Raw genomic sequence first — 14,814 nt, forward strand, 5'->3', positions numbered from 1 at the left:
CCTCTATTGCAGAGAAGCAAAATGAATGTTGTCGTCGTAGAATCTCCTGCCAAAGCCAAGACAATCAACAAGTATCTCGGCTCCGGCTACAAGGTTCTCGCCTCTTTCGGCCACGTGCGCGATCTTCCGGCCAAGGACGGTTCCGTGCTCCCCGATCAGGACTTCGAAATGCTGTGGGAGGTCGATCCCGCGTCCCAGAAGCGGATGAAGGACATTTCCGACGCCGTAAAAGGCTCGGACGCCTTGTTCCTCGCAACCGACCCGGATCGCGAGGGTGAAGCCATTTCCTGGCACGTGCTCGATCTTCTCAGGAAGAAGAAGGTGATCGGCGACAAGCCGGTCAAGCGCGTCGTCTTCAACGCCATCACCAAGAAGGCCGTGCTCGATGCGATGGCCAATCCGCGCGATATCGACGTGCCGCTGGTCGACGCCTATCTCGCTCGCCGCGCGCTCGACTATCTGGTCGGCTTCAACCTTTCGCCGGTCCTGTGGCGCAAACTGCCGGGCGCCCGTTCGGCCGGCCGCGTGCAGTCGGTTGCGCTGCGGCTCGTCTGCGACCGCGAATCGGAGATCGAGCGTTTCATCTCTGAAGAATACTGGAACCTGTCGGCTCTGCTGCGCACGCCGCGCGGCGACGAGTTCGAGGCGCGCCTCGTGTCTGCCGACGGCAAGCGGCTGCAGGGCCGCTCGATCAAGAACGGCGAGGACGCCAACCGCCTGAAGGCGCTGCTCGATGGCGCCGCCTATGTGGTCGATACGGTCGAAGCCAAGCCCGTCAAGCGCAATCCCGGCCCGCCCTTCACCACCTCGACGCTGCAGCAGGCCGCCTCCTCCAATATCGGCTTCAACGCCTCGCGCACCATGCAGGTGGCACAGAAGCTCTATGAAGGCGTCGATATCGGCGGCGAGACGGTCGGTCTCATTACCTATATGCGTACCGACGGCGTGCAGATGGCGCCGGAAGCGATCGATGCGGCCCGCAGCGCCATCGTCGACCAGTTCGGACAGCGTTACCTGCCGGAAAAGCCGCGCTTCTATTCCACCAAGGCGAAAAACGCCCAGGAAGCCCACGAAGCGATCCGCCCGACCGATTTCAACCGCACGCCGGACCAGGTGCGCCGCTACCTCGATGCCGATCAGGCCCGTCTTTATGAGCTGGTCTGGAAGCGCGGCATCGCCAGCCAGATGGCATCCGCCGAAATCGAGCGCACCACGGTCGAGATCCTCGCCGACAACAAGGGCGAGAAGGCGGGCCTGCGCGCCGTCGGCTCGGTCATCCGGTTCGACGGCTTCCTCGGCGCCTATGTGGACAGCCGCGAGGACGCCGAAAAGGGCGAGGACGACGATGAAGATGGCCGCCTGCCCGAGATCAATGCGCGCGAAAAGCTCGACAAGAACAAGGTTAACGCCAGCCAGCACTTCACCGAGCCGCCGCCGCGTTATTCGGAAGCCTCGCTGATCAAGAAGATGGAAGAGCTCGGCATCGGCCGCCCCTCCACCTATGCCGCGACGCTGAAGACGCTGAGTGACCGCGAATATGTGACCATGGACAAGCGCAAGCTGATCCCGCATTCGAAGGGCCGGCTGGTGACGGCCTTCCTCGAAAGCTTCTTCACGAAATACGTGGAATACGACTTCACCGCCGATCTTGAGGAAAAGCTCGACAAGATCTCTGCCGGCGAACTGGACTGGAAGCAGGTTCTCCGCGAATTCTGGCAGGATTTCTTCGCCCAGATCGAAGACACCAAGGAATTGCGCGTCACCAACGTGCTCGATGCGCTGAACGAGACGCTGGCGCCGCTGGTCTTCCCGAAGCGGGAGGACGGCAGCGATCCGCGCATCTGCCAGGTCTGCGGCACCGGCAACCTGTCGCTGAAGCTCGGCAAATACGGCGCCTTCGTTGGCTGCTCGAACTATCCGGACTGTAACTACACCCGCCAGCTTTCCTCGGAAGGCGGCGCGGATGCGGAAGCGAATGCCCTCAGCGAACCGAAGGCGCTCGGCGCCGATCCGCATACGGGCGAGGAATTGACGCTGCGCTCGGGCCGGTTCGGACCCTATATCCAGCGCGGCGAAGGCAAGGAAGCCAAGCGTTCGTCGCTGCCCAAGGGCTGGAAGCCCGAGGACATCGACCACGAAAAGGCGCTCGCCCTGATCAACCTGCCGCGCGACGTCGGCAAACATCCGGAATCAGCCAAGATGATTTCGGCAGGGCTTGGCCGCTACGGACCGTTCCTGCTGCATGACGGCAGCTATGCCAACCTGGAGAGCATCGAGGACGTGTTCTCGATCGGCCTCAACCGCGCCGTGACCGTGCTTGCCGAAAAGCAGAGCAAGGTGGCGGCTGGCGGTGGCCGCGGCCGTGGCACGCCTGCGGCACTGAAGGAACTCGGCGACCATCCGGACGGCGGCACGATCACCGTGCGTGACGGCAAATACGGCCCCTACGTCAATTGGGGCAAGGTCAACGCGACGTTGCCGAAAGGGCTGGACCCGCAATCGGTAACGATGGAGCAGGCCATGGCCTTCATCATCGAAAAGGGCGGCAAGGCACCGTCGGCCAAAGCAAAGCCGAAGAAGGCCGCCGCCAAGGCAACCACCGCGACCAAGAAGGCGGCGCCGAAAGCCAAGACGGCCGCAAAGGCTAAAGCTCCGGCGAAAAAGACTGCAGCTGCACCGAAGGCGAAGAAGACGGGCACGTGAGAGAACCGCGCGACAGATCGAAACACCAGGGAAAACGCCCCGACAAAGCCATCCGCGGCCACACCGCTTCCACAACGGAAAAGCCGGTGATCATCCACGGTGCGGTGCCGCCGCGCGATGTCCTGCTCGAGTTCATCGCCGAAAACCCGGACAAGGGGTCGAAGCGGGAAATCGCCAAGGCCTTCGGGCTGAAGGGCGACACCCGCGTCGAGCTGAAGGACCTGCTTCGGACGCTGGAGGAAGAAGGCCTTCTCAAGAAGAGCCGCAAGTCGCTCACCCGTCCCGACGCGCTGCCGCCGGTCACCGTTCTCGACATCACCACCCGCGACAAGGACGGCGAGCTGATCGGCCGCCCGGCCGAATGGCCGGAGGACCTGGGTGCGGCGCCTGCAGTGCTCATCCGTCAATCGTCCGACAGCCGCGGCAAGGGCAGAGTGGCGGCTGCCGGGCTCAACGACCGGGTGCTCGCAAAAATCTTCCCGAACAAGGACCGGACCGGGCCCGCCTATACCGCCCGCGTTATCAAGATCATCGACAAGCGCCGCGGGGCCTCGCTCGGCATCGTCCACAAGCTTGCCGATGGAGAATTGCGCCTGCTGCCGATCGACCGGCGCGGCGAGGAAATGGTGATCGAGCCCGCCGATATCGGCGAGGCCAAGGACGGCGACCTGGTCGAGAGCGAGGTCGTCCGTTCCGGCCGCTTCGGTCTTCCCCGCGCCCGGGTTCTGTCGATCGTCGGTACGATCGGTTCGGAAAAGGCGATCTCGATGATCGCCGTCTATTCGCACGGCATCCCGCATATCTTCCCGAAACAGGTGATGGACGAGGCAGAAGCGGCCAAGCCCGCCACCATGGCCCAGCGCGAGGACTGGCGTTCGCTGCCACTGATCACCATCGACCCGGCCGACGCGAAGGACCATGACGACGCGGTCTATGCCGAGCTGGACCCCTCGCCCGACAATCCGGACGGCGTCATCGTCACCGTCGCGATCGCCGACGTCTCCTGGTATATCCGCACCGGCTCTCCGCTCGACCGCGAGGCTTTGAAGCGCGGCAATTCGGTCTATTTCCCGGACCGCGTCGTACCGATGCTGCCGGAGCGCATCTCGAACGATCTCTGCTCGCTGCGTGAAGGCGAAGACCGGCCCGCACTTGCCGTGCGCATGGTGTTTTCGAAAGAAGGCCGCAAGGCCGGCCACACGTTCCACCGGATCATGATGAAGAGCGCCGCCAAGCTTTCCTATCAACAGGCCCAGGCGGCGATCGACGGAAAGCCGGACGACAAGAGCGGACCGCTGCTCGAACCGATCCTGAAGCCGCTGTGGCATGCCTATGGGGTGATGAAGCGCGGCCGCGACCGCCGCCAGCCGCTTGAACTCGACATGCCGGAGCGCAAGATCCTGCTGAAGCCCGACGGCACGGTCGACCGGGTCTTCGTGCCGGACCGGCTCGACGCGCACAAGCTCATCGAAGAGATGATGATCCAGGCGAATGTCGCCGCCGCCGAGACGCTGGAGAAGAAGCGGCAGGCGCTGATCTACCGCATCCACGACACGCCCTCGCTTGCCAAGCAGGAGACGCTGCGCGAGTTTCTCGCGACATTGGGCATTCCGATGGCCAAGGGCGGCCAGATGCGGGCCAACTCGTTCAACGGCATTCTCGCCAAGGCCGAGGGCACCGCGCACCAGGTGATGGTCAACGAGATGGTGCTGCGCTCCCAGAGCCAGGCGATCTACAGTCCCGATAATATCGGCCATTTCGGCCTCAACCTGATGAAATACGCGCATTTCACCTCGCCGATCCGCCGTTATGCCGACCTCATCGTGCATCGCGCGCTGGTCGGGTCGCTGGGGCTCGGCGAAGGCGGCATCAAGCCGGAGGAAGAGGCACAGCTCGACGATATCGCCGCCGAGATCTCCACCTTCGAGCGCCGCGCCATGGCCGCTGAGCGCGACACGATCAACCGCCTGATCGCCCACCATCTGAGCGAACGCATTGGCGAGGAATTCGTCGGCCGCGTCTCCGGCGTCACCAAGGCGGGACTATTTGTCTCGCTTCCGACCTATGGCGCGGACGGATTCATACCTATATCCACGCTCGGCAACGACTACTTCATCTACGACGAGGCGCATCAGGCGCTGTCCGGAGAGAAGACCGGTCTCGGCTACCAGATCGGCGATACGGTTGACGTGCGGCTGAAGCAGGCGATCCCGCTTGCCGGCGCGCTGCAGTTCGAGATGCTGAGCGAGGGCAAGAAATTGCCGACCGCGACCCGCTCCTTCCATAAATCGGGGCGGCGCGGCCGGACCCAACCCGGCACGCGGCCTCCGCGGAGCGGCCGAAGGAGATAGGAATGCAGGAACAGGGCGAACAGACGGTCCGATATGGTGGAGCTCAGGAGGTCGAAAGGCCGCTCGGCCGCTCCATCAAGCGGGGCTTGCTCTCAACCTGTCCTGCCTGCGGCACCGGTCGCCTGTTCCGGGCGTTCCTGAAACCGGTCGATACCTGCGCCGTCTGCGGCGAGGAAATCCATCATCACCGCGCCGACGACCTGCCGGCCTATCTCGTCATTGTCGTCGTCGGTCACGTGCTGATGACCGGGTACCTGCTGACCGACATGACTTTCAGGGCTTCCCCCTGGGTCCAGCTCGCCATCTGGGTGCCGCTGGCGATCCTCACGGCACTTGTGACCATCCAGCCGATCAAGGGTGGTGTCATCGGTTTCCAATGGTCGCTGAAGATGCACGGCTTCGGGGGAACGGACGACGAGGCGGTCGATCCCGGCCGGGGCGGACCGATTGCATGATATCGTCTACCGAGGAACAGGCTCCGTTCGCAATGGACGCGCCGAAGCAAGCACGCGTGGCCGGCGTGACACCCAAGGACGCCGCGTCGCTGATCCTGATCGATCGTTCCGCCGGCACCCTGCGGGTTCTCATGGGCCGGCGCGGCAGCGGCCATGTGTTCATGCCTGACGTCTACGTGTTTCCCGGCGGCAGGCGCGATGCCCGCGACCATGCCCTTCCCTTCAGCGCCGATCTCGATCCGCTGGTTGTCGAAAAGCTGGTTGCCGGCACCACCGCCCGCATGACCTCGGCCCGCGCCCGGGCCCTGGCGCTCGCGGCCCTCAGAGAACTTCAGGAGGAGACCGGGCTTGCGGGCGACAGCGCTGCCGACCTCTCCCGCCTGCGTTATGTCGCCCGCGCCATCACGCCGCCCGGCAATGTCCGGCGCTACGATACGCGCTTCTTTCTCGCCTTTACCGACGAAACCCGCTTCGACATGGCGCTTCTTGGCGACTCAAACGAACTTCAGGACGTGCGCTGGCTTGACATTGCCGAGCTTTCGGGTCTGAAACTCCCGCGCATCACGCAGGCGGTTCTGGAGGACGTGAAAAACCTGATGGCATTCGATCCGTCTTTACCGTTTGGAGGCCCGGTGTCCTTCTACTTCATGCGTCATGGACGATTCGTCCGCAGCCGACTGTAAGGAACATTGAATGGCTCAGCCGACGACAGACGCCAACGGCCATGTCGAGAAGATTCACTGGCCGTCGCTGATCGCCGCCATATCCGCCATCAGTGCCGTGGGCATTGCCATCGGCCTCGGCCTGCCGCTCCTCAGCATCATTCTTGAAAAGCGCGGAATCTCCTCCACCCTGATCGGCCTCAACGCCGCCATGGCCGGCGTCGCCTCGATGGTCGCCGCGCCGATCACCACCAAAATCGCCCATGACTGCGGCGTGGCGCGCACCATGATGTTCGCGGTGCTCATTGCTGCCATCAGCGCCATCGGCTTCTATTACGCGGATGCCTTCTGGATGTGGTTCCCGCTGCGCTTCACCTTCCACGGCGCAACGACGACGCTTTTCATCCTGTCGGAATTCTGGATCAACGAGGCGGCCCCGCCAAGGCGCCGTGGGCTCGTTCTCGGCATTTACGCCACCGTGCTCGCCATCGGCTTCGCGATCGGTCCCCTGCTCTTCTCCGCGCTCGGCAGCGACGGCGTCCTGCCTTTCCTGGTCGGTGCGGCGATCATCATGCTGGCGATCATCCCGATCTTCATCGCCCGCCATGAAAGTCCCGTGCTGGATACCAAGCCGGACCGACACTTCTTCCACTACATCTTCCTCGTTCCGACAGCGACGGCGGCGGTATTCGCCTTCGGTGCGGTGTCGGCGGGCGGGCTGTCGCTGTTCCCGATCTATGCGATCCGTTCGGCGCTGACCGAAGCGCAGGCCGCGCTGCTGCTGACGGTGATGGGCATCGGCAACATGGCCTTCCAGATCCCGCTCGGCCTCTATTCCGACAAGCTGAGGGACCGCCGGCCACTCCTCACCGCCATGGCGGTGCTCGGCGTCGCGGGATCGCTTGCCCTGCCCTTCCTGATCCAGAACTGGATCATGATGGCCGTGGTCCTGTTCTTCTGGGGCGGTTGCGTCTCCGGCCTCTATACGGTGGGCCTAGCGCATCTCGGGTCGCGGCTCAGCGGTGCCGACCTTGCTGCCGCAAACGCGGCCTTCATCTTCTGTTATGCGGTCGGTACGGTTGCCGGTCCGCAGGGTATCGGCGCTGCCATCGATATCGCTGGCAATGACGGTTTTGCCTGGGCCTTGGCGGGATTCTTCGGCTTCTATGTGCTGGTTTCCATCTGCCGAATGCTTTTCCGGTCAAAACGGAGTTGACTTTTCGAGCGCGATTTGTAATTTCGCGCCAGATTTCGCCGTGGACCCAACCCGCGTCCGCGGCTTCATTTTTTCTTAGAGGCAGAACACCATGGCGAAAGCTACGACCATCAAGATCAAGCTGCTGTCGACGGCTGACACCGGTTTCTTCTACGTCACCACGAAGAACAGCCGCACGATGACCGACAAGATGACCAAGACCAAGTATGATCCGGTCGCCAAGAAGCACGTCGAGTTCAAGGAAACCAAGATCAAGTAAACCTTGATCCGAGGGTTCTCGAAGGGCGCCAGCCGAGAGGCTTGGCGCCTTTTCTTTTGGGCATCACTCTAGCGCCGTCCGTTCATTCGGCCCCACCAAGGCGCTCCAGATCCTTAAATTGCCGCATCATGCTCTCCGACAATCGGCACCGGTTTTCGGGCCGATGCGGGAGCGGTATGATCCAGAGCGGGACAGGCTGCGTAGAAATGGAAAAGCGCCGCTCCAGAGGCTGGAAGCGGCGCTTTCAAATGGGGGTCGACCAGCCTGCAATCACGGCACGAGGAACCGCTTTGGTATGCCTGCCGGTCGACCGACCCCACGACCCAGGAGATGCGGCGGACCTGAGCATCATGGGGTATCGGCGTCCCTTTCGGGAACGTTATCTTCGTTAAGCGTCAAAATTGCGCAAAACCAAAAGAAAATCAACAGATTCTTAATCTGATACCGGTTCTGCCACTGTTGTTGGTTAAAATTCGCGTCCGCTATTCATATTTTGCCTGTTTTTCTTGTAAAAAATTAAAGATCATCCCCGAGGCTTTATATGCTTAAGGCAATCAAACTCTTGGAACCTTGACCTGAATTCAAGAACATCCTTGAGGAACACTGGTTATCTCCTCAGCCATGCAATTTCGGAGAAGCCAATTCGCACAGCTATTCTCGATTGGCGGGCCTGGAGCGCCCCATGGATACATTCGGAATTTCTTGAATGCACTGCAGCAGCAGAATTAACCGATCACTGTTCATGAAATTGGTCCATCAATTCGTACCTGTAAAAAATCAGGTTCTCGCTTGAAATAACTGGGGACACCTTCGGCTTTTCCACAGCACGCCCGCCTTGTAGGCGGCCAACATGCAATTTAGGGTTTTCTGATTCTCTAAGCGGCAGCGGCAACCACGCGATTGCGCCCGCCATTCTTCGCTTCGTAGAGCGCGCGGTCGGCCTGTTTCATGAGCTGCTCCGGTGTCTCGGCCCCATGCGCATTGCATGCAATCCCGAGCGATGCCGTGATGTTGAGCATGATGCCTGCCGTCTTCAAATGAAACGGCTGACTTTCGATGATGCTGCGAAGCCGTTCGGCAATCACTGCGGCCGACATCGAATCGGTATCGGGCATGACAACCACGAATTCCTCGCCGCCGTAACGGCAGGCAAGATCGGCTCCCCTTACCGTCGAGCGGACGCGGGCCGCGAATTCCTTCAGCACCTCGTCGCCCGCATCGTGGCCGTAGGCGTCGTTGACCGACTTGAAGCGATCGATATCGGTGATGCAGACGGACAGCGGCCGTGAGCGCGCGGCAGCGCGATTGAACAGTACCTTGAGGTGATTATCGAGATAACGCCGGTTGTTGAGCCCGGTCAGGCCGTCGGTGACGGCAAGCTCGATGGTCTGGCGCATACTCATGCGCAGGCGGTCGTTGTAGCGCTTGCGCTTGATCTGGGTGAGCACGCGGGCCATGAGCTCATTCGGGTCGATCGGCCGAACGATATAGTCGTTGACGCCGAGGTCGAGCGCCCGGACGATCAGGTCGTCAGCACCCATTTCTGTCACCAGGAGCAGCGGCAGGAACCGGGTGCGCTCCAGCGAGCGAAGCTGCGAGCATAGTCTCAGCGGATCGTATTCGTCGAAATTGGCGTTGACGATCACCAGATCGACCGGGTTCTCCGCCGCTTCGAAAAGGGCAGCCTGCGGATCGGACATGGCAATGACGCCGGCGACCGGCTTCAGCGCCTTGATGATGCGCTCCTGCGAGCTTGCGCGGCCATCGACGAGAAGGACCTGGGCCATCTCGTCGCGACCGTCAGCGCCCTTCAGCATGTCTTCCAGCCCGATATTGCTGGCGGTGTCGGCGCGGATGCGCAGCTCGTCGCTGAGCGTCTTCAACCGCACCAGGCTCTTTACCCGTGAAATGAGCTGCAGGTCGTTGACCGGTTTGGTCAGGAAATCGTCGGCACCGGCTTTGAGGCCACGCACGCGGTCGGACGGTTGGTCAAGCGCCGTGACCATGACGACGGGAATATGGGCGGTGCGCGGATTGGCCTTCAGCCGTTCGCAGACCTCGAAACCGTCGATACCAGGCATCATGATGTCGAGCAGGATCAGGTCCACATGGGTGCTGTCGCAGATCGCCAGCGCCTTGTAACCGTCGTCGGCGGTCAGGACATCGAAATATTCGGCCAGAAGCCTGGCTTCGAGCAGCTTCACATTCGCCGGAATATCGTCGACTACAAGTATCCGCGCCGTCATGAGGTCCGTCCCGTTTTCATGCGTCGCCGAGATATGTCTTTATTGTCTCGATAAATTTCGGCACTGAAATGGGTTTCGAGACATAGGCCTCGCATCCACCCTGGCGAATGCGCTCCTCATCGCCCTTCATCGCAAAGGCGGTCACCGCGATCACCGGAATGACATGCAGCTCGTCGTCTTCCTTCAGCCATTTGGTGACTTCGAGGCCAGAAACCTCGGGCAGCTGGATGTCCATCAAAATCAGGTCTGGGCGATATTTTCGTGCCAGATCAAGCGCTTCCATACCGTTGCGGGTCTGGATGGTATCGTATCCCGATGCTTCGATCAGGTCGCGGAAGAGCTTCATGTTCAGCTCGTTGTCCTCGACGATCATGACCCGTTTGGGCATAGCGATCCGTTCCTTAAATCCCGGCTTGCATGAGTGCCTTCAGTATATAAGCTCCCGGAACGGCCGATTCCACAGAGCGCCTATCAGGCACGGTAAAGCCATATAGTTGAAAAAGAGGTAACTCGGCAGACAATGCGGCGCGACCCCGGTAATACTCGAAACAGCAGACCCCAGGCGGAAGAGACCGCGGCCGCCATTCTCGGATGGCTCGCCAACGAGCCCGATATGCTCGGCCGTTTCCTCGCCCTTTCCGGCGTCCAGCCCAATCAGCTGCGAAATGCGGTGAACGATCCGGGCTTTCTCGCCGGCATGATCGATTTCCTGATGGGGCATGAGCCGACTCTGCTGGCCTTCTGCGAGGCGACGGATACGAAGCCTGAAACCGTGGCGGCCGCCTCGCACCACTATTCCGGACCCGGGCTCGATTCCGGCGACTATTGAGATGAGCGAGATCCTCGACCTTTCCCATGTGCGCCTCGGCGACCGGCCGCTCGTCGTCTGCGACATCGACGACGTGGTGCTGCACTTCGTGGCTCCCTTCCAGGACTTTCTGCGCGGCGAAGGCCATGAACTGCTGCCGCGCTCGTTCCGGCTCACCGGCAATATCGTTTCCATAGAGACGCAGCTCGCGCTCGAACATCCGGACGTGCGTCGGTTGATCGAGGCCTTTTTCGAAGCCCAGGAAAACTGGCAGATCCCCTTCGACTTCGTCGTCCAGACGCTCGACGCGCTGTCGAAGGATGCCGACGTCGTGTTCCTCACCGCGATGCCGCCGCGCTACCAGGAGCACCGCCGCCGGCTTCTCGACCGGATCGGCCTCACCTTCCCGCTGATCGCCAGCGAGGAACCCAAGGGACCGATCATGCAGCGTCTGCACGACGGACGCCCCCTGCCCTGCGTCTTCATCGATGACATGGCGCATAACCTGCACTCGGTGCGGGATCACGTCGCAGAATGCTTCGTCCTCCATATGATGCCCGACTCTCCGCTCCACCTTCTGGCGCCGAAGCCGGACGACGGCATCATCCGGGCGACGGACTGGGGTCATGCTGCCGAACTGATCTATACCCATATCCAGTCCAAAGCCGCCTGACATCTAAAGTTCCAGCCGCATCAGCGGTCGTCCGTCCTTGCGGCGCTCCACCACTTCGAAGCCGGCGGCGTCGAAGATCGCCGTCGAGCCTATGCACAGCGTCACCGATTTCGACTGCTTCACATGATCGATCGGACAGGCCTCGACAAACCGCGCTCCCATATGCCGTGCATAGTCGACGGCGCCAGACAGCAGGCGGTGGCTCAGTCCTTTGCCCCTGAGCTTCGGCGTCAGGAAAAAACAGCTGACCGCCCAGACGGAGGGATCGGTTGCATCCGCCTCCTCCAGCGGGCGCGAAACGGTGCGCGGCGAATTGAACTGCGGCACATCATGGCGCGGTCCGACCTGCACCCAGGCCACCGGTTCACCCTCCGCGTAAGCCAGAATGCCGGGCGGCGGACCAGCATTTATACGGTCGTGGATATGATCCTTCCGCTCCTGCGGCTGCATCTTGGTGCGCACCGCATGCGGCAGGCGCAGAGCGACGCACCAACAGTGGTAGAAGGCACCCTGCGGGCCGAAGAGCATTTCGAAATCCCCCCAGCGCTCTGCCGTCACGGGCTCGAAACGAAGATCGATATCCACGCCAAACCTCTATGCTCTCCCTTGTGACTCACGAGCTTAGGCCTTAACGTCGCGGTGTTCAACCTTTGTTCTCTGCCATGACGCCTACGCCTGACAAGACACCCGGCTTCTGTCGCGACTGCCTTGCGGAGCAGAAGGCGGAGGTGCGCCGTTGCCGCGCCTGCGGCAGCCCGCGTCTCGTCTATCACAACGAACTCTACGCATTGACGCTGGCGCATATCGATTGCGATGCCTTCTATGCGACGATCGAAAAGCGCGACAACCCGGAACTCGCCGACAAGCCGGTGATCATCGGCGGCGGCAAACGCGGCGTCGTCTCGACGGCCTGCTATATCGCCCGCATCAACGGCGTGCGCTCGGCGATGCCGATGTTCAAGGCGCTGGAACTCTGCCCGGACGCCGTCGTGATCCCGCCCAATATGGAAAAATATGTCACCATCGGCCGGCAGGTGCGCGCGATGATGCACGATCTGACGCCGCTGGTTCAGCCGCTGTCGATCGACGAGGCCTTTCTCGAACTCGCCGGCACCGAACGGCTGCATCACGCCCCGCCGGCCCGCATCCTTGCGAAATTCGCCAAGCGGGTGCAGGACGAGATCGGCATCAGCATTTCGGTCGGCCTCTCCTACTGCAAATTCCTCGCAAAGGTCGCCTCGGATCTTCAGAAGCCGCGCGGCTTTTCGGTGATCGGCCGGCAAGAGGCGCTGGAATTCCTGGCGGCCCGCCCCGTCACCACCATCTGGGGCGTCGGCAAGGCTTTCAACGCGACACTGGAGGCAGACGGGATCCGCACCATCGGCCAACTCCAGACCATGCAGGAAGCCGACCTGATGCGCCGCTACGGCACGATGGGCCAACGGCTCTATCGCCTCTCGCGCGGCATCGACGACCGCGAGGTGCATGTCAACGACGCGGCAAAGAGCGTTTCGGCCGAGACCACTTTTTTTGACGACATCGCGGGTTATGACGACCTCGTGCCGATCCTGCGCCGGCTTTCCGAAAAGGTTTCGATGCGGCTGAAGAAACACGGCATTGCCGGGCAGACCGTCGTCCTCAAGATGAAGACCGCCGATTTCAAGAGCCGCACCCGCAACAAGCGGCTTGAGGACCCGACCCAGCTCGCCGACCGTATTTTCAGGACCGGCCTGTCGCTGATGGAAAAGGAGACCGACGGCACCAAATTCCGCCTGCTCGGCATCGGCGTCACCGATCTCGGCAACCCGACGCTTGCCGATCCCCCCGACCTCGTCGACCGCCAGGCCGGCCGCCGCGCGGCTGCGGAAGCGGCGATGGACAAGCTGCGCGACAAGTTCGGCAAGGCCGCGGTCGAGACCGGATATACTTTCGGAAGCCGCCGCCGGGATCAATGAAATGTGATCCGTTATTAACCATAACGTTAAAACTACTCGCGGCGCGGATAACCTTCCTTAAACCTCATGCGCTAATGTGCCGGTCTTGTATTGCGTATGGGGTCGGTCATGTTGCGTCGCCTGGTGTTCGGGTTAGGTCTTTTGTCTGCGACCATGCTGTCGCATGCAGCTTTTGCGGAAGGTGCCCGCACGCTGCAGATCATCGTTTCCAAGGACAAGCAGTCGCTGGTCGTCTATGACGGCGAAACGGTGGTCGCCACCTCGAAAGTGTCGACCGGCAAGGAAGGCCATTCGACGCCGAGCGGCATCTTTTCGATCCTCGAAAAGCAGAAATATCACGAATCCAATCTCTATTCGAATGCGCCCATGCCGTGGATGCAGCGCCTGACCTGGTCGGGCGTCGCGCTTCACGAATCAAACAGCGTCCCGAACTATCCCGCCTCGCATGGTTGCGTGCGCATGCCGGGCGCCTTCGCCAGATCGCTCTACCAGATCACCGAGCGCGGTGCGCATGTGATCATCACCGACGCGCCGGTGGTGCCGCAGCTGATCGAGAACGCCAACCTGTTCCTGCCGCGCAAGCCGCTGCCGACCGGGCCGCTGCTTTCCGACGTCGAGCTCAGGACCTCGTCGATCGGCAGCAGCGCCAAGCCTGTCGAAGTGGCGATGAACGTCGCTCCGAACAATCCCTCGATCATCCACCCGACCACCGGCGCGTCGCCGCAGGCGACCAAACCGGCCACGGCCGCAACGGAGGAGGTCGCACCGCTTCGCATCCTGATCACCCGCCGCGGCGACCGCGAGACGCTGATGGATGCCCAGATCCTGCTGCAACAGCTCGGTTTCGACACCGGTGGCGGCGACGGCTCCGCCGGTCCGATGACCCGCAGCGCGATTGCCGGCTTCAAGCGCTGGAAGAACCTGTCGCCCAAGGGCGCGCTGGTGACGCCGGAATTCCTGGCCTCGCTCTATGAGACCGCCGGCAAGCCGCGGCCGCCGATGGGTCAGATCATGGTGCGCCGGAATTTCCAGCCCGTGTTCGAGGCTCCGGTCGGCATCAAGGATCCCGAAATCGCGCTCGGCACACACTTCTTCAGCGTCGACAAGGTCGAACGCAAGGAAGAGACGGCTGAATGGCACAGCATCACCGTGCCGAATGGCCTCAGCGCCGCGGTGAAGCAGCGGCTCGGGATCACTGTGGCCGACAACCCTTACGCGCCCGGTGCTGCCGCACAGGCCCTCAGCCGCATCGAAATCCCGGCCGACATTCGCGACCGGATCGAAACGCTGATCAGCGACGGTTCGTCCCTGACGATCAACGACCAGGGCATCGGCCCGGACACCGGCGACGGCACCGATTTCATCACCATCACCCAGCCGGCGCAGCGGGTCGCCGAAGCGCAGATGCAGTCGTCGATCACCAGACCGCAGCCGGTCAGTCAGCGGCGGACGGACGCCAAGCCCCGCGCCTACGGCCTCTATTAAA

Annotated in this window: 12 protein-coding genes and 1 pseudogene; 10 read left to right on the forward strand and 3 right to left on the reverse strand. The window is 62.0% G+C overall.

Translation table 11 applies throughout. The features are described from left to right. The first annotated feature begins 21 nt into the window (after positions 1–21). The 6 genes from topA to rpmG all read left to right on the forward strand — a co-directional run bounded on the left by topA (position 22) and on the right by rpmG (position 7,646). Complete coding sequence (gene topA / locus MOV63_RS17535; RefSeq protein WP_247035244.1) at positions 22–2,703, forward strand: type I DNA topoisomerase; 2,682 nt, start codon at positions 22–24, stop codon at positions 2,701–2,703. Beyond that, complete coding sequence (gene rnr / locus MOV63_RS17540) at positions 2,700–5,054, forward strand: ribonuclease R (RefSeq protein WP_405029346.1); 2,355 nt, start codon at positions 2,700–2,702, stop codon at positions 5,052–5,054. Before topA ends, rnr begins: the two co-directional genes overlap by 4 nt. Before the next feature lie 2 nt (positions 5,055–5,056). Then, positions 5,057–5,509, forward strand: coding sequence for a DUF983 domain-containing protein (locus MOV63_RS17545; protein WP_247035245.1), 453 nt, complete (start codon positions 5,057–5,059; stop codon positions 5,507–5,509). Further along, positions 5,506–6,192 carry an NUDIX hydrolase gene (locus tag MOV63_RS17550; RefSeq protein WP_247035246.1) on the forward strand — a complete coding sequence of 229 codons (687 nt, stop codon included), beginning with the start codon at positions 5,506–5,508 and terminating at the stop codon, positions 6,190–6,192. The genes MOV63_RS17545 and MOV63_RS17550 overlap by 4 nt, the downstream gene beginning before the upstream one ends. A 10-nt stretch (positions 6,193–6,202) precedes the next feature. Then, complete coding sequence (locus MOV63_RS17555) at positions 6,203–7,387, forward strand: MFS transporter (protein WP_038542029.1); 1,185 nt, start codon at positions 6,203–6,205, stop codon at positions 7,385–7,387. A gap of 91 nt (positions 7,388–7,478) precedes the next feature. Further along, positions 7,479–7,646, forward strand: a complete 168-nt coding sequence (rpmG, locus tag MOV63_RS17560) for a 50S ribosomal protein L33 (RefSeq protein WP_003547442.1) — start codon at positions 7,479–7,481, stop codon at positions 7,644–7,646. An 875-nt stretch (positions 7,647–8,521) separates the two neighbouring features. Here rpmG and MOV63_RS17565 read toward each other — a convergent pair. Further along, a complete protein-coding gene (locus MOV63_RS17565; RefSeq protein ID WP_247035247.1) occupies positions 8,522–9,892 on the reverse strand; it encodes a PleD family two-component system response regulator in 1,371 nt (456 codons plus the stop codon). A 16-nt stretch (positions 9,893–9,908) separates the two neighbouring features. Further along, a complete protein-coding gene (locus MOV63_RS17570) occupies positions 9,909–10,280 on the reverse strand; it encodes a response regulator (RefSeq protein WP_038542024.1) in 372 nt (123 codons plus the stop codon). A gap of 132 nt (positions 10,281–10,412) precedes the next feature. On the opposite strand from MOV63_RS17570, the gene MOV63_RS17575 reads away from it, so the two are divergent. Then, entirely contained in the window at positions 10,413–10,721 is a 309-nt protein-coding gene (locus MOV63_RS17575; protein WP_247035248.1) for a DUF3572 domain-containing protein, read from the forward strand. Between the two features lies 1 nt (position 10,722). After that, positions 10,723–11,393 (forward strand): annotated as a pseudogene (locus tag MOV63_RS17580) (hypothetical protein); the annotation flags it as partial. Here the strand turns inward: MOV63_RS17580 and MOV63_RS17585 are convergent. Then, the gene (locus MOV63_RS17585) at positions 11,377–11,958 is read right to left on the reverse strand and encodes a GNAT family N-acetyltransferase (protein ID WP_038542020.1); all 582 of its coding nucleotides are present in this window, start codon (positions 11,956–11,958) and stop codon (positions 11,377–11,379) included. The pseudogene MOV63_RS17580 and the gene MOV63_RS17585 sit on opposite strands and share 17 nt — an antisense overlap. Before the next feature lie 77 nt (positions 11,959–12,035). Between MOV63_RS17585 and MOV63_RS17590 the strand changes: the two genes are divergently transcribed. Beyond that, complete coding sequence (locus tag MOV63_RS17590; RefSeq protein ID WP_038542019.1) at positions 12,036–13,328, forward strand: DNA polymerase IV; 1,293 nt, start codon at positions 12,036–12,038, stop codon at positions 13,326–13,328. A 108-nt stretch (positions 13,329–13,436) separates the two neighbouring features. Continuing rightward, on the forward strand, positions 13,437–14,813 hold the full coding sequence (locus MOV63_RS17595) for a L,D-transpeptidase (protein WP_247035252.1): 1,377 nt from the start codon (positions 13,437–13,439) through the stop codon (positions 14,811–14,813). Position 14,814: the final 1 nt, after the last annotated feature.

The organism is Neorhizobium sp. SHOUNA12A, assembly GCF_023006505.1.
Taxonomy (GTDB): Bacteria; Pseudomonadota; Alphaproteobacteria; order Rhizobiales; family Rhizobiaceae; genus Neorhizobium.

Excerpts from the sequence above, each read along its gene's own strand:
- topA (WP_247035244.1), top strand. The coding sequence starts at position 22 with ATGAATGTTGTCGTCGTAGAATCTCCTGCCAAAGCCAAGACAATCAAC.
- MOV63_RS17545 (WP_247035245.1), top strand. The coding sequence starts at position 5,057 with ATGCAGGAACAGGGCGAACAGACGGTCCGATATGGTGGAGCTCAGGAG.
- MOV63_RS17550 (WP_247035246.1), top strand. The coding sequence starts at position 5,506 with ATGATATCGTCTACCGAGGAACAGGCTCCGTTCGCAATGGACGCGCCG.
- MOV63_RS17555 (WP_038542029.1), top strand. The coding sequence starts at position 6,203 with ATGGCTCAGCCGACGACAGACGCCAACGGCCATGTCGAGAAGATTCAC.
- rpmG (WP_003547442.1), top strand. The coding sequence starts at position 7,479 with ATGGCGAAAGCTACGACCATCAAGATCAAGCTGCTGTCGACGGCTGAC.
- MOV63_RS17565 (WP_247035247.1), bottom strand. The coding sequence starts at position 9,892 with ATGACGGCGCGGATACTTGTAGTCGACGATATTCCGGCGAATGTGAAG.
- MOV63_RS17570 (WP_038542024.1), bottom strand. The coding sequence starts at position 10,280 with ATGCCCAAACGGGTCATGATCGTCGAGGACAACGAGCTGAACATGAAG.
- MOV63_RS17575 (WP_247035248.1), top strand. The coding sequence starts at position 10,413 with ATGCGGCGCGACCCCGGTAATACTCGAAACAGCAGACCCCAGGCGGAA.
- MOV63_RS17590 (WP_038542019.1), top strand. The coding sequence starts at position 12,036 with ATGACGCCTACGCCTGACAAGACACCCGGCTTCTGTCGCGACTGCCTT.
- MOV63_RS17595 (WP_247035252.1), top strand. The coding sequence starts at position 13,437 with ATGTTGCGTCGCCTGGTGTTCGGGTTAGGTCTTTTGTCTGCGACCATG.